Here is a 14362-nt window from a genome sequence, read left to right as displayed (position 1 = left end):
CTTACCGGCCGGGCGTGTTCTACCCTCTCTGGGGCTGTTGTGCGGGTGCCAGTGGTTGCAGGGGTAAACCCTGCTACGGTCTGGGCAGGATTTGCGGATGGCGCAGGTTGGGCAACATGCTTTCAATATGCTACGCCTCCCCTCTCCGGAGGATCCAGACGGGCATTTTCCTGTATCTTGTCCCACATGGGGTTCGACATGGCAATAAAGTCCTTTTTGGTGATCTCAATAAGTGGTATATGTATCAGGCTGCTAAGGCTTTCGACGGATTGATGGCAGAGCGGAGGACGAAAGTCCAGCACTAAGGGATGCCCGGTAACCGCGTTTTTGAAATATCGCTTCATGATATACCTCCCGCTATTATGATTTTGAAATGATTAACCCGCTAGATAGTCAAATAACGTTGGCATGTCCCGTCTGGATTCTGCCGCCTGCAGGTACCCGACTCCGTCCCGGAAATAGTCCGTATTGAGTTCTATACCGTAGCCGGTTCTTCCCAGCTTGACCGCTTCCACCGGAACGGTGAACAATCCCGCGAACGGGTCAAATACGACCTCGCCCCTGCTGCTGTACCGGTTGATAATCCTGTCGACGATATCTATTTGCAGGGGGCAGACGTGCATTTGCTGCCTGCGCTGGCTCTGCGTCGTGTTTAGCGTGCGCATACGGTTGATATCGTCCCATACTTCATCTGTCCAGCTGGCGGGAGCGACAACCATGAAAGTTGCGGGAAGTTTTCCGTTTTCGTCCAGTTGTTTCGCAAGGGCGACATGCTCCGCATAATCGTACACGTTGTCTAAACTGAACTTCCTGTACACGGCCTGCAGCTTATTAACCGGCATAGCCTCGATTTCATGTTTGGATAGAAAGCGATCTCCTGATGATCTCCAGAAGCCGTGCGCGTCAATCTGCCACTGTGCGCGGGTATAGTCTGCTTTGGACTTTTTCACTGGTACATCCGCATAGGCCTTTCCGGTATCGGTCGGCAGTTTGCGGAATAGCAGGATATATTCCGGGCAGCCCACGCCCATTTTGGTGCCGTCCTTGCACTGCTCCGACCATCCCAGCCGGTAGGTTTGATTGTTTTCCCGCACAACGTCGGTCACAATGGTGATCATGCCGAAATACTGGAACCCGTGCCGCATGTAATGATTGATGCACATTGCGTGGAACGGTTCGATTGTCGGCATCCCGGTTCCTGTGGCGTTCCCAAATAGAACACGGTCCTTGACGTGGCAGGCGAACACGCGGCCGGGGCGCAGAATCCGCAGGAGCTGCGGGGAAAGATAGTCCATCTGCTCAAAGAATTTTGCCGTATCCTCGTTATGGCCGAAGTCGTTATAGCTTGGGGTATATTCGTAATGGTTGGAAAACGGGATAGAGGTGTGAATCAAGTCTACGCTGTTTTCCTGCATCCGCTCCGTTTCCAGAATGCAGTCGTTATTGACCGCGGTGTAATGCCTGTCTTTTATTTCCACTCGCTCAACTCCTATGCTGCGGCTTAACTGGTCGAACAGGGTCGCGCCGGATAAGCCGTATTTTTTGATGATGGCCGTCATTTGTTCCGCAAGGTTATTGTGCCGCTTCCATTTTTCCATCAGGTCCCGCAGAATTTCATCCTCATTTTCCGTGTAGATGATGTCTATGATCACCTGCTCTGTTTGCAGGAAACGATAAATGCGGTGAATGGCCTGAATGAAGTCATTGAATTTGTGGTCGATGCCTAAAAAGACCGCCCGGTGACAATGCTTCTGAAAGTTGCACCCGCTACCGGAAAGCAGTTTCTTTGTGGCAAAGAGTTTGATCTTGCCATTTGAAAAATCAATGGTCCTCTGTTCCCGTGTTTCGTACGGCATGGATCCGTAAATGTCCACCGTTTCCGGAATGGCCTTTTTGATCGCGTGGCGTTCCTCTTCGAGGTCATGCCACAGTAGGAAGTGTTCTTCCGGATCTGCTTCTACGATCTCTTTCATTTTGGCAACCCGGGCGCCGATACTCTCCCGCTTTTCCTTTGCCGCATCCGGCAGGGAGGTTGCCGCCTCCCGAAACAGTTTGGTTTGCCCGTCCTGATCTTCGATCACATGTTCAGGCTTTACACAAATACGGTGGTATCTGACATCCAGCGGCGGCAGATCGTATCCGGTATCGTCGTAACCCAGATCTGAAGGTTTGGTAATGAAGAGCGCCCAGGAGGATATCCAGAGCCAGAATTCTTTTTCCTTGTGCGGGTACAAGGTTAGGTTGTTGGCTTTTGTGCTGTCCCGCTGAAAGAAGCGCGTAAGAGCCTGCCCGGTGTCCATGATTTCCAGAAAACCTGCGTAGTGAATCAGTTCTTTGTAGCGGTTCGGCGATGGTGTGGCCGTACAGACCAACTTATAGGGAACGCCTTTGAATTTTGGGAGGAACGTCTGATAGGTGTCGGATCCGTAGGAACGCAGAACAGACGCTTCATCTAGTCCTGCGGCTGCTTTAAAATATGCAGGGTCTATATCTCCATCGCGCACCCGCTCATAGTTGGTCATGAGGATAGGCGCGGCCGTCGCGCGGATTTCCTCCATATTCCGCACATATACAGGCGGGTCGATGTGTAATAGTTCCACTGCGTCATGTACAAATTCCTGCCGGACGCCCAACGGAAGCACAAGCAGAGCCTGTCCGCCTTTGTGCTTAATAACTATCCGGCAGAATTCCAGTTCCTGCGCCGTTTTCCCCAGACCGAAGGATTCAAACAGCGCACGCCTGCCGCCGCGGATCGCCCATACTACCGCATCGCGCTGGTGCGGTTTCAGCGCCGGGTTGACTTCATCCGGTGAAATGTCGAAGCCCGCTACCGGCGCAATGGAAATTTTGCTTTTCAGGAAGTCTATGTAGCTCATTTGCGTTTCCTCTTCTTTCGGGGCTTTGATTTGCTGCGGTCTTTCTGGCTGTCCAGCTGCCGTATCATGGCTTTCCAGTAGTTCTGACTGGTGCCATAGCTTTTGATGCTCATGCGGTTCTCCTTTTTCACCATAATGTTGTCTGCTGCTTGGCCCAGTCGGTGTAGATGTCCTCCCACCCGACGCCGATATAATCCAGTACGCGGCCCCATCCAAATTTTTCTCCTGTATTCGGATCTGTTGCGCAACGGTACATCCAAAATTCCCATTCCTTTGGGTTATCTTCACGCAGACGGTCAAACCGGTGCGGACGCTTTTCCATGTGGATTCCAAACCCGCACATGCTGCAACCGGTTCTTTGCGCGCGAGTTGTGTAGAGTTTCCCGCTATCGTCACGCTCTATTGTTCCGTAGATTTCCGGTACTGGGACATGCAGATCAAGTGCAAGCCGCAAAACGTCCTGTCGATCAAAGATGGCAAATGGAGCTGATCTGGTCGTACTCACTCCGTAGTAGTTGCATCCGTGCATCATAAGCGACTTCTGGCGGCGGCCGCCTTCGCTGGCCATCAGGCCAAGATATGGGAAACTGTCGTTTTCCCTAGCATATTTGTCGCACGGCAGTTCTTTAAGCCAGTAACAGCATTTGTCGGACACCTTGAACGGAGCGATTTTGTAGTTCACGCCCTCGTTGGCATTTTCATATCCGGCGAACAGTTCCATCCAACATTGAGACAGTTTCATGCGGGTATCCTGCCGATTTCCGCCGTATTCTCCAGTTTCGCCGGTGATGATAGCATGACGCACCGTCGCGTTCTTTTCGGAAGGGCGTTGCAAGAGATCTATCTTGCCTGCGATTTCTTTTGACAGTACCGGAAACCCGTATTCCCGAATAACCTCTAATTTGCTTTTTTCGGGTTTAAGCGCCGTGACTCCGAGCTGCTTATGTATCTTCTGGATGCTTTTATCCTCCAGCGTGGAAACCGAGACTGCCGGCATATCTATTCCGATTGACCGAAGAAACAGTAAAAGCGTGATGCTGTCCAACCCCCCCCACGGAGACATGGACATTATGGCCGGCGCCTATGATCTTTTTGTAAAACTCCCATGCGCGTATTTCTGCATAAGCCTTTTTAAACTCATAAGGCTGTTGCTGCTTTACCCGGAACATGGCGATTTTGTATTTTGTGTGGTTGGTTTCCATCCGCTCTATGCAGTTCTGTCCCATTTGAAGCCTTCCTTATCTTGCATATTCTTCCATCGTTGCGTAATCTTCCCGAGAGAGCCTGATTTTCAGAGCCTTGCGCACATTTTCCGGTGACCTGGATACCAAGGCCGCAATTTTTTTGATGCTCATACCTTCCCGACGCCACTTCTGGCAGAGGTAGGGGGTCAGTTCCGTATAGTCCCGGTTGAGGACGTTTTCCCGCTGGGAAGCCTTATCCTTGCATTCGTCGGAACAATAAACATCGTTTTTGATGCGCGTCTGGAACGGTTTTCCGCAGACGGCGCAGGTCTTGGTTACCTCCGGGTTATTATCCAGATAGCGCTTTGCGGCATAGCACTTTCTGGAGCAGAAGGTATTCAGGACGTTCCGTCCCTTGCTGCTTGCATCTTTTTTTGATTCGGCGGAAAAAATCACGCATATCCTTAGTTGCGGCTTCTAGTGATTGAGGTGTGCAATCCTTATCGTATGCGGCGGTAATGTGATAAAATTTGTCCATTTTTTCAGCGCTCCTTTGTTGTCAACATGTCATTTTCTGCATTTTCAGGCAGATGCACCATCCGGACAGATCGCTGTGCTCCCGGGTGCACCCGATATATTGATACCCTGGGTAAGTTTCCTCCCAGAAATCCCGGTCACGGTACCGGTCCAGCATCTTTCCGAACTCCCGCGGCTTGTACTTGGTGTCCGCGTAGGTTTCAAACGGCCGTATTAGGTCCCCGGAGGAATACCAGCGGCGCCGGCCGCGCGGACGACGGTGGAGCTCGTCCAGCTCCTGGGCATCCTCTATATCGTCGGCCTTGTCGGGATATTTGCTGATATACCGGGCCAGACGCTCGATGCTGTCCTTGCTGTTGCGGATACGATCCGCATTGACAAACCCGATGGTCTCACCTTTTTTCATGCCCTTCTTGTGCCAGAGGCTTTCCAGTTCTTCCCGGGTCAATCCGCAGGATACGAGGATATGATGGTGGACGCGGCAGGGTTTTCCGATTTTGTCGTAACACTCGATGATGCCGAGGCACTTCGGCGGCGGGAGCCCCAACTTTTTGCACCGTCGGGCAATGCGTTTTATATAGTTAGCTCCGTCCCGCACGGCCTGTTCCCACGTCTTAGGTAGATTCTCTTCGTCATAGGTTGCACTGATGTGGTAATCCTTCCAGTAAAAGTTCCCGTATACCAGCCGGATGAAGTACCGGCGGGCGTATTTGTCGTTCAGGTTCTGCTGTGCCGGCCGCGATTCGCGGTAGTGTTTGTTACGTTTGGTCGGCGGGTCCGTGTCTGACTTGGCATATATGTAAAACTCGTTGTACCCGTTTCCGCAGTGAACCCATTTTTCTCTGATATTCCCGGTTCCAGGCAAGCAGCTGCTCCCCCTTTCCGTCTTTGTTGTCCTGATGAAGGGGGACTGTCCCCCTCTGTCCAGGTGATTGAAAAGATTGAAAACAAGGTTTCCAACTTTCCAACCGCCTGACCATTCACCCCCGCACCCACATGGGTTCAGTCAATTAAAAAGAAAATGTGTTATGACCTCCTTATTCTGGCTTAGTGTAAAACGATGGGCACAAAGTTAATACCCATTACGAGGGACTCAAAGGCATTGGTTTGCCCTGCTTGTCCACTCTATATTTAGCGTTAAAAGTGCTTGTCCGCTTGACAATACACATGATATTGTGGTACTATATTGGTATAGGGACGGCTTGTCCGTACTTAGATATTGCAAACGGTTTAACCCGGCTTTGGTCGGCAGGGGTTAAACCGTTTTTTCGTGCACTTTTTTACGGAGGAAGTCGCATCGGGTTATGCTGGTCTGCTCGTCTATGTAGGCGCAGGTGTAGCAGTGCGACAGGCAGACCAGGGCGCGGTGCTTTTTGCAGTTGACTGCAAATTGCAGTTCGGCGCCGCATACCGGGCAGGCAGTGTTATAGTGTGGAATGAAACCGTCCGGGCCGATCTCGCGCCGGCAGGATGTACAAAGCGTGTTGCCCTCCGCAATTGGATGTTCTCCGCAGCGCGGGCAAAGTTCGTCGTTCATGGCAGGTAATTCCTCCCGATCAGGCGCATAAACTCTTCGTGGGAATGGGTTTCTTCGAATTTGGCCTGGCATTGGCGTTTCAGTTTAAGATCAAATTGCCTATTGGAATGTACTCCGTAATCCTCGCCGTTGTGCCAGTCTTGCCGAAGCCAAACCCAAAACCCGTTGTTCTCGGATATTTTACGGTATCCGTTTCCGAAGAAGATGTGATGCTTATGCAGATTGCTGGTTGATTGTGTAGCAAAGCACTCTTTGTCGTCCTGTAAAATACTTTTCATGACGTCCTCCTGAGTTACGATAATCTGAATGTAAAGCCACGTACAAAAGTCCCGCGCGCCCGCGCTACTTCCCTCGCCTGCTCCAGCACTTCATTGTAGGTCGCTGGTGAAAGATAACTTTCAGCGCTACCGTCGCCGTAGATGATTTTTACAAGTCTGAGGCAGATCATTTTATACATCCCTTTCCCTGCTCATCATGGCTTCCCTTGCCAGTTCTGCCGACATGATCCTGCCGACATTTTCCATCATTTTCTTTTTGTAGGCTGCCCACTCTTCCGGTGGGAGCGATTGTACGGGAACAGTCTCGCCATTAATGGTTATCAACAATTCGTCACATGGCGGTGGAAATCTCGGCATATTGATCACCTCAATTCTCTGTATGATTCCGGTAGATTGTCCTATCACAAATACAGCAAGAGCATAGTTGATTTTCCGATTTTTCGGAAAAGTGCGGTCAGCTGGCCTTGTCGGTTTGGTCCTGGTCGGTGGAAAAGAGTTTCAATCTCTCGGGTGAAATGTTAATTACCTCGCAGATGCTAAACATTTCTCCAGCTTCCAATTTGCGCTTCTTATTTAAAATTCCTGATAGTTTCGCAGGACTAAGATTGGCACGTTCTGCTACTGCGATTTGTTTCATGCCGCTTCTTTCGATGGCGGTTTTCAGATTATCACGAATGTCTTTCATTTTTATTCCTCCTTACTGAATTCTTCGGTACAACTATATGATACTACTGAAAATTTCGGTTGTCAATAACATTTTTACCGAATTTTTCAGTTTTTGTATTGATTTTTGAAATTCAAATGGTATAATCTACCCATGGAGGGTTTACTTATGACAAAAGATGAAATTGCAAAAATATTGAAAGAGATTCGAATTAAGGCCGGGTATACTCAAAAACAAGCCGCTGAGAAAGTTGGCCGTAAGCAACAAACTTTAGCGTCCTGGGAAACCGGTCAATCTCAGCCAGATGCAGATACTTTGTTTGCTCTGTGCGATATCTATGGGGTTTCGGTGGACGAGGCGTTTGGGTTTAAAAAAATCCCTTCCGTGCATTCGTTAAGCGCTCATGAAGAAAAAGTAATACTCGCTTATCGCAATCATCCTGCAGTGCAATATGCCATTGATAAGCTGCTTGAGATCGAAACTCCCTCGCTTGATTCCTCCGCTTTGGCGGATGATATCATACATACTATGAATCCCGAAAACGCTGTAAACCCAGCCAAGGCTACAAAACAAAAACTGTGATGCCTATTACCCGCTATGATGGCGTCGTTTTCATCTTCGTGACTTATTACACCTGACATCTTTGGTTTTGTAGTTTCTGACATCTTGGACGGACATCACGACATAAACAAAAAGGTGATGCCGCTGAAACCAACGGCATCACCTTTTTAATATGAAAGATGGGAGAGAATATTTATGGAATGGTTTTTCCTTATATTACTTTTTGCATTTCTTCCTACTTATATTGTAGTTGGGCTTCCAATTGTTTTTGTGCTAACGGCTATTTCTATATTCAAAAAATCAAATCCGATTTTATATCCCATAAAAAAATATTATCTTTTCCCCGCCTTATTGGCTCACGGATGGAAGGGGCGTTTTAATCCTAAGTTATTGGGGGTAATTGGTCTCGTGGAGACCGGTATCGCCTTTTTGTTGTTGAGCGGAACCGTATATGTCTCCGGATTGTTTATTAAGGCTGATCCCGTTATGGCTTTTTTCTGGCTGTTGTCCATGGCTTTTATCGTCCCGTTCTTTTTTGATTTGGATTTGGAGAAGTATGCTACTAAAAAATAAGGGCCTCTTATGCCTGTTTTGCATCGTGGAGGGGACGGAATGAAGAAGCGGAGTTGGTTTGTATTAGTGATCGTTTGTTTGTTTTTATTGGCTCTTCCTGTGTTTGCGCACAGCGGACGCACCGACGCAAATGGCGGGCACAGGGATAATAATAATGTGAGCGGGCTTGGCCCCTATCACTATCATCATGGCTACCCGGCTCACTTGCACCCGAATGGAATTTGTCCTTATGAATCCATATCCAATTCAGTCCCAAGTTCCATAAAAAGCGCGGATACTTCTCCATCGTCCGAATCAAGTTCGATTCCTGCACTGGCTCCCCTTCTGGATGCTGACGAATCAGTACCTAATGAGTCAAGTTCAGGCCCTTCGCTTATTCTCCCAGATGGCTCCGACAAGGTTGACATGACCTATGACGAATTAACTGAATTCGGTGAGAATCTTTATCGGCAAGGCTATGATAAAGGCTCTAGCGCGGTACGTGATGAATCTGCTGATAAAATTGCCAATCTTAATTCGAAGATCAATGAATTAAACAAAGGTAATGAAAACTTATCTGTTGAATTAGAAGATCGTGAGCTATCCGTTACCTGGTTAGTGATTTTAATTTGTACTTATGCAATTGTTCGCTTAATTGTACGTATCGTCAGGAAAATAAAGCATAAATAAAATTCACTGTTAAAAAAGATATGGTTCAAGGGGGTCTTTGATTTGCGCATCGGCGCGGCTTATGTCCGTGTTTCTACGGATGATCAGCTGGAGTTTTCTCCTGACAGCCAACTTCACAAAATAAAAGAATATGCTAAGGCTAATGACATTGTGCTTTCTCAGGATTACATATTTATGGAAGATGAAGGGCGCAGCGGCCGGAACGCGAATAAGCGCCCTGAATTTCAGCGCATGATCGGCATTGCAAAATCTTCCCCCAAGCCGTTTGATGTGATTTTGGTTTGGAAGTTCAGCCGGTTTGCCCGCAATCGCGAGGACAGCGTTGTTTATAAGTCCATGCTACGGAAAAAGTGTAATATTGATGTGGTTTCCGTTAGTGAGCCGGTAGGCGATGATAAGACTTCTGTCTTGATGGAAGCTATTATTGAGGCAATGGACGAATATTATTCTGTCAACCTGGCAGAGGAGGTCAAGCGCGGAATGTCTGAAAAGGCGGTCCGTGGTGGTGTGGTTGGTTCCCCCGCTTTCGGCTATCTGGCGCAAGGCGGCACTTTTGTTCCCGATCCAGAAAAAGCCCCGATTGTTCAGATGGTGTTTGAAAAGTTTGTGTCCGGCGCCGGCTGCCGTGATCTGGCCGTTATACTGAACGCTATGGGAGTCCGTACAAAAAAAGGCTATCCAATGGAAAACCGCACGGTGGAGTATATGCTACATAATCCCGTATATGTTGGAAAAATCCGCTGGAGCACTAATGGGAAGACGGAGAGGAATTACAGCAGCCCCGATATTATTCTGTCTGAAGGTCATCATGAACCGATCATTTCATCTGAATTGTTCGAGCAGGCGCAGGACATCTTGGCTGACCGTAAAAAAATGTATGCTAAATTTGCCCGCCAGTCTGCCTGGCCGGATGACTTCATGCTAAAGGGCCTTGTGCGTTGCAGCGATTGCGGGAGTACGCTCGTTCGTTCCAGCTCCGGTCTGCAATGCCACTCGTACGCAAAAGGGGTGTGCAAAGTTTCTCACTATATATCCGAAGCTACAGCAAATCGGCGCGTTATTGATTTGATTGAGAGCGGCTTCCTACACGAGGATTTTCCGTTGACATTCAAATCTGTATCTGTGCCCGGAAACGATAATTCTATGATCAATGCCATGATCCAACGCGAACATACAAAAATGGAGCGCATCCGAGCCGCCTATGAGGACGGTATAGATACGCTCCAAGAGTATAAGGAAAACAAGCGGAAAATTTTAGATGCCATTGCAAAATTGGAGCGCAACCATTCTGCGCCTGCAAAGACGTCTAATGAAATCCGAAATGAATTTTTTGAAAAGCACCGCGGCGTCGTGGCAGACCTGCGCAACCCTGATATTTCAGGCGCAAATAAAAACCTGATTTTGCGCGGGTTTGTAGATGAAATTGTTTTTGATCGGTCTAAGAACAAGTTCCAAGTTTATTGTTATTTATAAATTATATCCTTTTACTGCTTGGCGGTCCGGATGGTGAGCTGGGTGCTGCCACCCGCTATCTTCAGCAGCGTTATAGTATGCCCTACGCACAGGTAAAAGCCATGTTGACGGATATCGGAACCGAAGAACTTGGTCACATCGAAATGGTTTCCGCCATCCTGTATCAGTTGACACGCAATCTTTCCATGAGTGAAATTAAAAAAAGCGGGTTCGACGTCTATTTTGTTGACCACACCACCGGGGTATATCCGCAGGGGGCATCAGGCGTTCCGTTTTCGGCCGGCACACTCCAGGTAGCAGGCGATACGATTGCCGACCTGTCCGAAGATCTCGCCGCCGAGCAAAAAGCCCGTTTGTCTTACGACAACATCCTGCGCCTGATTGATGACTCCGATGTCCGCGACCCGATCAAATTCCTGCGCGCGCGTGAAGTCGTACATTTCCAACGCTTCGGGGAAGCAAACCGTGCGGATGGAAACAAAACAGGAACCCCCCGTAAACCGGAGAGCTCCTGTTGATTTTCCGAAACAGCCGAAAAGAATTACTGCTCCTCAAATAAATCCTTGCCGACGCCGCAAACCGGGCAGACAAAGTCATCCGGGAGGTCTTCCCACTTTGTTCCGGGAGCTATCCCGTTATCCGGATCTCCCAAAGCCTCATCATACTCATATCCACAGACTGTGCATACATACTTTTTCATGTTCCGATTCCTCCACTTTCTTTTTTCATTTCACTCTGAGCCGAACCGTCAGGGCTTTTTGCTGAGCCGTCACGAATCGGCCTTTGCTCCTGCTGCTTTTAAGCAGCAGAAAAAAGTTTGCAGACCTTGGTAGTATGCCGCTAAAACTTTTTTATATTATAGCATCAATTGATTTCGATTTCTACTATTTTCCAAAAAAGCCTTCGCGCATATTTGAAATCAAAACCTGTTTTTATGTAACCGTTTTTTACAAAAAGATTCTTATTCTTCCGTGTCAATTACGCTGACAGGACAGCTTTCTTTCGCTTCCTGAACGCTGTCCCGGGTCTCCTCGGTCACGTCGCCGCACACCTGGGCTAAATTATCATCCGCCATGCAAAACACCTCCGGACAGATGCTGGCACAAAGGCCGCATCCGATACATCCGTTTCTGTCAATTGTTGCTTTCATTTTCATGACTCCTTTCTATTCTGTGGGAACACCACGATCAAAAACATTTTAAAAGGCTCGGGTGCAAATACCGCATGCGGATGATTTGCCGGCATCACAATCGATTCGCCCGCCCGAAGCGTTTGTTTCTTGCCGTCAATCGTAATTTCACCCGCGCCTTCCAAAGCAATTACGAGCGCGTCTCCATGGGACTCGTGCGTGCTGATTTCCTCTCCGCTGTCAAAAGCAAACAACGTGAGGCTGACTGCGGAATTTTGTGCAAGAGTCTTGCTCACAATCTGGCCCGGCAGAAAACTCACCTGCTCCGACAGCTTCAGCACGGTTTCCCGGTCCAGATTTTTTAAAAATATATCTTCCATTGTGATCCTCCTTACAGCTTTTAAGATTCTTTCTATTTGTATCATACTGGATTTAAACGATAAAATCCGTTGTAAATACCACAAAAAGTTCTTTTTTAGAAAATATTGGCGGCTGAAATTCACTGTCTGTCTTATTATGATTCAATCCGGCAAAATCATGCCGGCCAGCAGCTTGATTTCTTTCTAAAAAACACAGCAGAGCGCCTCCGGCGTTCTGCTGTGTTATCTGGTGCTTAGGATTTCGCCTTAATAACAAAAATATTTGTCATGTCTTGGGTTGGCGCGCACGACCTCAATTGCATTCATAATCGCGGTTACAATATCAGCCTGCATCTGAGGCTCCAACGATTGAAACCGGACATAGACGTCCCCACTCGTGCTCATGACATATTTCGCAGGCAGCGTATTGAGGGAAAGCGTCCGCACATCTGCACGGCAGCGTTCGCAGCAGCAAACGCCTGAGAATCTCATCAATTCTTCCAGCCTGTCGTCTACCAAGTCTTCCATCATATTTTTCGAAATTAAATTTGTCTGCTGCATAGTTTGCACCTCTCATCTGTCTTGCTCTGCGTAAATGCCCTTTTGGTTTTTTAATTTCAGCCGCTTTTTGCGGCTCTATCACCGCGTCATCCTTCAGCTGCATCCCCGATAAAGCTTTATACAACAATATTCGACAATAAAATCAGGAAAGCAACATCCGCGGTAAAATTCTTTTCACGGCCTCCTGCCAGCTGTTCTTCAAAAATTAAATCTTCCAGACAATGTCAATCCTGTCGTCTGCAACCTGAACAGACTGAATCAAACTATCTGTTATCTGTTTTTTTTCCACCGGTTCCGTCTCTTCCCAGATGGCGGCTAAAGGAATGTCCTTCCGAAAGCTTTGTTTTACAGTCTCCTGCGTCAAGACGTTCAACTGTTCCTGTAATTCCCGCTTTTGACAGCAGAGCCGGTTAATACGCCGGTTGATTTCTTCCATGGCGGCATCCGTGGAATGCCCGACCCGATCGACCAACCGGTCAATCGACTCCTCCAGCTTTTCAATCCGCTGCCGGTATGTACTTGTTTGGGAGTCGCGGTTATCTTCCGGAAAACCAGCATTCTGAAACTGTTCCAGCCTCTTTTTGATCTGCTCCGAAAGGCAGTCCTCCACCGCCAGTACATAAACCGTCCCGGCGCCGGTACATCCCTTTGCGGTATATTTTGCGCTGCACACAAAATATCGGCCCATTTTTGTGTCGGATTTTTTGACTGTCAGCGCATACCCGCATTTTCCGCATTTTACTTTTCCCGCAAGCCAGGTGTTTTTTGTTTTCCCGACGGCAGCGGGATATGGGCGCTCCCCGCATTTATTTCTGCATGCCAGCCATAAGCCGGACGAAACCAGCCCTTCATGCGGGGCCAACACCAGCGTATCTTTTGGGAAAGCCGCGCATTTTTTGTCATTTTTCCTCTGCCGGTAAAGATAGCACCCATTTCCGCCCTGGAAATCTGACAGGTCATTGATGATTTCCACGCCCTGAGATTGATAATAGCGATAGATACCGGCGTCCGCCTTTACATAAGCCGGATTGCGCAGAAGTTCACTGAGACGCGCGGTATTCCACCTGCCTCCGCGCAGATGCCGGATCTGGTGTTCTTCAAAAAACTGAAGGATCTTTCCCAGTGAATAATCGCTGTTTACATACATTGAATAAATCAGTTTTACCTGCTGTGCCTCTTTTTCTTCCGGAACATATACGGACGTACGGACCCCGTTAATCTCGGCCGGTTCCAGCCGGTAACCATACGGAACTCTTCCGCCCATATAAAATCCATGACGGCTGCGTGCCAGATAAGAATCCGCCACCCGCTTTTGAATGGTTTCCCGTTCAAGCTGGGCAAACACCATGGCTATATTCAGCATAGCCCTGCCCATGGGGGTCTGTGTGTCGAATTTTTCCGTCGCGGAAACAAAAGCAACCTTACTTTTTTCGAACTCCTCCATCAGTCTGCCAAAATCCAGAACGGAACGGCTCACGCGGTCTAATTTATAGACCACTACAGTCTGGATCTGCCCCGCCCGAATATCTGACAGCATCTGTTCAAATGCCGGGCGGTGGGTGTCTTTTCCGCTAAAGCCCCTGTCGACATAGGTTTTATAAGGCTGTCCTTTTGTTTCATACCGGCAGTATTCGAGCTGGCTTTCAATAGAGATGCTGTCCGGTTTTTCTACTGACTGTCTTGCATACAGCGCATACATTGCCGCCCTTCTTTCCCTCTCTCTTATTCAGGCGGCTGGCGTTTATCCAGAATTTCATAAAGGCGGCAGGCTATTTGACTGATGCGCTGCCGGTAATCATCAGGCCGGAGCTTAGGAAAATAATTTGTAACCACATAACTTTTCCCATACAGCAGCGTTTGGACTTCCTCTTTGTCGAACAGGTCCTGCTTTTCCATAGAACCACTCCTCTCCGCTATCTTATGTATGCGGCAGGCGCGGTTCGCATGCAAAAGCAGTTATG

Annotated in this window: 22 protein-coding genes; 5 read left to right on the top strand and 17 right to left on the bottom strand. The window is 48.4% G+C overall.

What is annotated here, in order from left to right:
- Positions 1-122: 122 nt before the first annotated feature.
- The 11 genes from C1A10_RS03255 to C1A10_RS03215 all read right to left on the bottom strand — a co-directional run bounded on the left by C1A10_RS03255 (position 123) and on the right by C1A10_RS03215 (position 7097).
- Positions 123-344 (bottom strand): hypothetical protein, encoded by a 222-nt coding sequence (locus C1A10_RS03255; protein ID WP_101908856.1) that lies wholly within the window; start codon positions 342-344, stop codon positions 123-125.
- 33 nt (positions 345-377) lie between these two features.
- On the bottom strand, positions 378-2876 hold the full coding sequence (locus C1A10_RS03250) for a DNA methyltransferase (protein ID WP_101908855.1): 2499 nt from the start codon (positions 2874-2876) through the stop codon (positions 378-380).
- Complete coding sequence (locus tag C1A10_RS18355; RefSeq protein WP_180950958.1) at positions 2873-3010, bottom strand: hypothetical protein; 138 nt, start codon at positions 3008-3010, stop codon at positions 2873-2875. Before C1A10_RS18355 ends, C1A10_RS03250 begins: the two co-directional genes overlap by 4 nt.
- On the bottom strand, positions 3004-3945 hold the full coding sequence (locus C1A10_RS03245) for a hypothetical protein (protein ID WP_341456882.1): 942 nt from the start codon (positions 3943-3945) through the stop codon (positions 3004-3006). Before C1A10_RS03245 ends, C1A10_RS18355 begins: the two co-directional genes overlap by 7 nt.
- A gap of 169 nt (positions 3946-4114) precedes the next feature.
- A complete protein-coding gene (locus C1A10_RS03240) occupies positions 4115-4516 on the bottom strand; it encodes a DUF2256 domain-containing protein (protein ID WP_101908854.1) in 402 nt (133 codons plus the stop codon).
- A gap of 103 nt (positions 4517-4619) precedes the next feature.
- On the bottom strand, positions 4620-5462 hold the full coding sequence (locus tag C1A10_RS03235) for a hypothetical protein (protein WP_101908853.1): 843 nt from the start codon (positions 5460-5462) through the stop codon (positions 4620-4622).
- A gap of 390 nt (positions 5463-5852) precedes the next feature.
- Positions 5853-6134, bottom strand: a complete 282-nt coding sequence (locus C1A10_RS03230) for a hypothetical protein (protein WP_101908852.1) — start codon at positions 6132-6134, stop codon at positions 5853-5855.
- Positions 6131-6412 carry a hypothetical protein gene (locus tag C1A10_RS03225; protein WP_101908851.1) on the bottom strand — a complete coding sequence of 94 codons (282 nt, stop codon included), beginning with the start codon at positions 6410-6412 and terminating at the stop codon, positions 6131-6133. The genes C1A10_RS03230 and C1A10_RS03225 overlap by 4 nt, the downstream gene beginning before the upstream one ends.
- A 14-nt stretch (positions 6413-6426) precedes the next feature.
- A complete protein-coding gene (locus C1A10_RS18350) occupies positions 6427-6582 on the bottom strand; it encodes a hypothetical protein (protein WP_180950957.1) in 156 nt (51 codons plus the stop codon).
- A gap of 1 nt (position 6583) precedes the next feature.
- Positions 6584-6769 carry a hypothetical protein gene (locus tag C1A10_RS03220; protein ID WP_101908850.1) on the bottom strand — a complete coding sequence of 62 codons (186 nt, stop codon included), beginning with the start codon at positions 6767-6769 and terminating at the stop codon, positions 6584-6586.
- Between the two features lie 97 nt (positions 6770-6866).
- Entirely contained in the window at positions 6867-7097 is a 231-nt protein-coding gene (locus C1A10_RS03215) for a helix-turn-helix domain-containing protein (protein ID WP_101908849.1), read from the bottom strand.
- A 147-nt stretch (positions 7098-7244) separates the two neighbouring features.
- Here C1A10_RS03215 and C1A10_RS03210 point away from each other — a divergent pair, with 147 nt between their 5' ends.
- From C1A10_RS03210 to C1A10_RS03190, 5 genes are all read left to right on the top strand, one after another.
- Entirely contained in the window at positions 7245-7658 is a 414-nt protein-coding gene (locus C1A10_RS03210; RefSeq protein ID WP_180950956.1) for a helix-turn-helix transcriptional regulator, read from the top strand.
- A 174-nt stretch (positions 7659-7832) separates the two neighbouring features.
- On the top strand, positions 7833-8210 hold the full coding sequence (locus C1A10_RS03205; protein WP_101908847.1) for a hypothetical protein: 378 nt from the start codon (positions 7833-7835) through the stop codon (positions 8208-8210).
- Positions 8211-8249: 39 nt separating this feature from the next.
- The gene (locus C1A10_RS18695) at positions 8250-8879 is read left to right on the top strand and encodes a YHYH domain-containing protein (protein ID WP_242968817.1); all 630 of its coding nucleotides are present in this window, start codon (positions 8250-8252) and stop codon (positions 8877-8879) included.
- 42 nt (positions 8880-8921) lie between these two features.
- Complete coding sequence (locus tag C1A10_RS03195; RefSeq protein ID WP_101908846.1) at positions 8922-10352, top strand: recombinase family protein; 1431 nt, start codon at positions 8922-8924, stop codon at positions 10350-10352.
- Entirely contained in the window at positions 10340-10870 is a 531-nt protein-coding gene (locus C1A10_RS03190) for a manganese catalase family protein (RefSeq protein WP_101908845.1), read from the top strand. Before C1A10_RS03195 ends, C1A10_RS03190 begins: the two co-directional genes overlap by 13 nt.
- A gap of 23 nt (positions 10871-10893) precedes the next feature.
- Here C1A10_RS03190 and rd read toward each other — a convergent pair whose 3' ends face one another.
- From rd to C1A10_RS18345, 6 genes are all read right to left on the bottom strand, one after another.
- Complete coding sequence (gene rd, locus C1A10_RS03185) at positions 10894-11052, bottom strand: rubredoxin (RefSeq protein WP_101908844.1); 159 nt, start codon at positions 11050-11052, stop codon at positions 10894-10896.
- A 261-nt stretch (positions 11053-11313) separates the two neighbouring features.
- Entirely contained in the window at positions 11314-11502 is a 189-nt protein-coding gene (locus tag C1A10_RS03180; protein WP_101908843.1) for a ferredoxin, read from the bottom strand.
- Between the two features lie 2 nt (positions 11503-11504).
- Positions 11505-11861 carry a cupin domain-containing protein gene (locus tag C1A10_RS03175; protein ID WP_101908842.1) on the bottom strand — a complete coding sequence of 119 codons (357 nt, stop codon included), beginning with the start codon at positions 11859-11861 and terminating at the stop codon, positions 11505-11507.
- A 246-nt stretch (positions 11862-12107) separates the two neighbouring features.
- A complete protein-coding gene (locus C1A10_RS03170; RefSeq protein ID WP_101908841.1) occupies positions 12108-12401 on the bottom strand; it encodes a late competence development ComFB family protein in 294 nt (97 codons plus the stop codon).
- Positions 12402-12606: 205 nt separating this feature from the next.
- The gene (locus C1A10_RS03165; protein ID WP_101908840.1) at positions 12607-14100 is read right to left on the bottom strand and encodes a recombinase family protein; all 1494 of its coding nucleotides are present in this window, start codon (positions 14098-14100) and stop codon (positions 12607-12609) included.
- 23 nt (positions 14101-14123) lie between these two features.
- Entirely contained in the window at positions 14124-14297 is a 174-nt protein-coding gene (locus C1A10_RS18345; RefSeq protein WP_180950955.1) for a hypothetical protein, read from the bottom strand.
- Positions 14298-14362 lie beyond the last annotated feature (65 nt).

The organism is Marasmitruncus massiliensis (assembly GCF_900186535.1).
GTDB lineage: Bacteria > Bacillota > Clostridia > Oscillospirales > Ruminococcaceae > Anaerotruncus > Anaerotruncus massiliensis_A.
This window is presented reverse-complemented; position numbering and strand designations above follow the sequence as displayed.

What these genes read in the sequence shown, in the direction of transcription:
- C1A10_RS03255 (WP_101908856.1), bottom strand. Translation starts at nt 344, where the DNA reads ATGAAGCGATATTTCAAAAACGCGGTTACCGGGCATCCCTTAGTGCTG.
- C1A10_RS03250 (WP_101908855.1), bottom strand. Translation starts at nt 2,876, where the DNA reads ATGAGCTACATAGACTTCCTGAAAAGCAAAATTTCCATTGCGCCGGTA.
- C1A10_RS18355 (WP_180950958.1), bottom strand. Translation starts at nt 3,010, where the DNA reads ATGGTGAAAAAGGAGAACCGCATGAGCATCAAAAGCTATGGCACCAGT.
- C1A10_RS03245 (WP_341456882.1), bottom strand. Translation starts at nt 3,945, where the DNA reads ATGTCCATGTCTCCGTGGGGGGGGTTGGACAGCATCACGCTTTTACTG.
- C1A10_RS03230 (WP_101908852.1), bottom strand. Translation starts at nt 6,134, where the DNA reads ATGAACGACGAACTTTGCCCGCGCTGCGGAGAACATCCAATTGCGGAG.
- C1A10_RS03225 (WP_101908851.1), bottom strand. Translation starts at nt 6,412, where the DNA reads ATGAAAAGTATTTTACAGGACGACAAAGAGTGCTTTGCTACACAATCA.
- C1A10_RS18350 (WP_180950957.1), bottom strand. Translation starts at nt 6,582, where the DNA reads ATGATCTGCCTCAGACTTGTAAAAATCATCTACGGCGACGGTAGCGCT.
- C1A10_RS03220 (WP_101908850.1), bottom strand. Translation starts at nt 6,769, where the DNA reads ATGCCGAGATTTCCACCGCCATGTGACGAATTGTTGATAACCATTAAT.
- C1A10_RS03215 (WP_101908849.1), bottom strand. Translation starts at nt 7,097, where the DNA reads ATGAAAGACATTCGTGATAATCTGAAAACCGCCATCGAAAGAAGCGGC.
- C1A10_RS03210 (WP_180950956.1), top strand. Translation starts at nt 7,245, where the DNA reads ATGACAAAAGATGAAATTGCAAAAATATTGAAAGAGATTCGAATTAAG.
- C1A10_RS03205 (WP_101908847.1), top strand. Translation starts at nt 7,833, where the DNA reads ATGGAATGGTTTTTCCTTATATTACTTTTTGCATTTCTTCCTACTTAT.
- C1A10_RS18695 (WP_242968817.1), top strand. Translation starts at nt 8,250, where the DNA reads ATGAAGAAGCGGAGTTGGTTTGTATTAGTGATCGTTTGTTTGTTTTTA.
- rd (WP_101908844.1), bottom strand. Translation starts at nt 11,052, where the DNA reads ATGAAAAAGTATGTATGCACAGTCTGTGGATATGAGTATGATGAGGCT.
- C1A10_RS03180 (WP_101908843.1), bottom strand. Translation starts at nt 11,502, where the DNA reads ATGAAAGCAACAATTGACAGAAACGGATGTATCGGATGCGGCCTTTGT.
- C1A10_RS03175 (WP_101908842.1), bottom strand. Translation starts at nt 11,861, where the DNA reads ATGGAAGATATATTTTTAAAAAATCTGGACCGGGAAACCGTGCTGAAG.
- C1A10_RS03170 (WP_101908841.1), bottom strand. Translation starts at nt 12,401, where the DNA reads ATGCAGCAGACAAATTTAATTTCGAAAAATATGATGGAAGACTTGGTA.
- C1A10_RS03165 (WP_101908840.1), bottom strand. Translation starts at nt 14,100, where the DNA reads ATGTATGCGCTGTATGCAAGACAGTCAGTAGAAAAACCGGACAGCATC.
- C1A10_RS18345 (WP_180950955.1), bottom strand. Translation starts at nt 14,297, where the DNA reads ATGGAAAAGCAGGACCTGTTCGACAAAGAGGAAGTCCAAACGCTGCTG.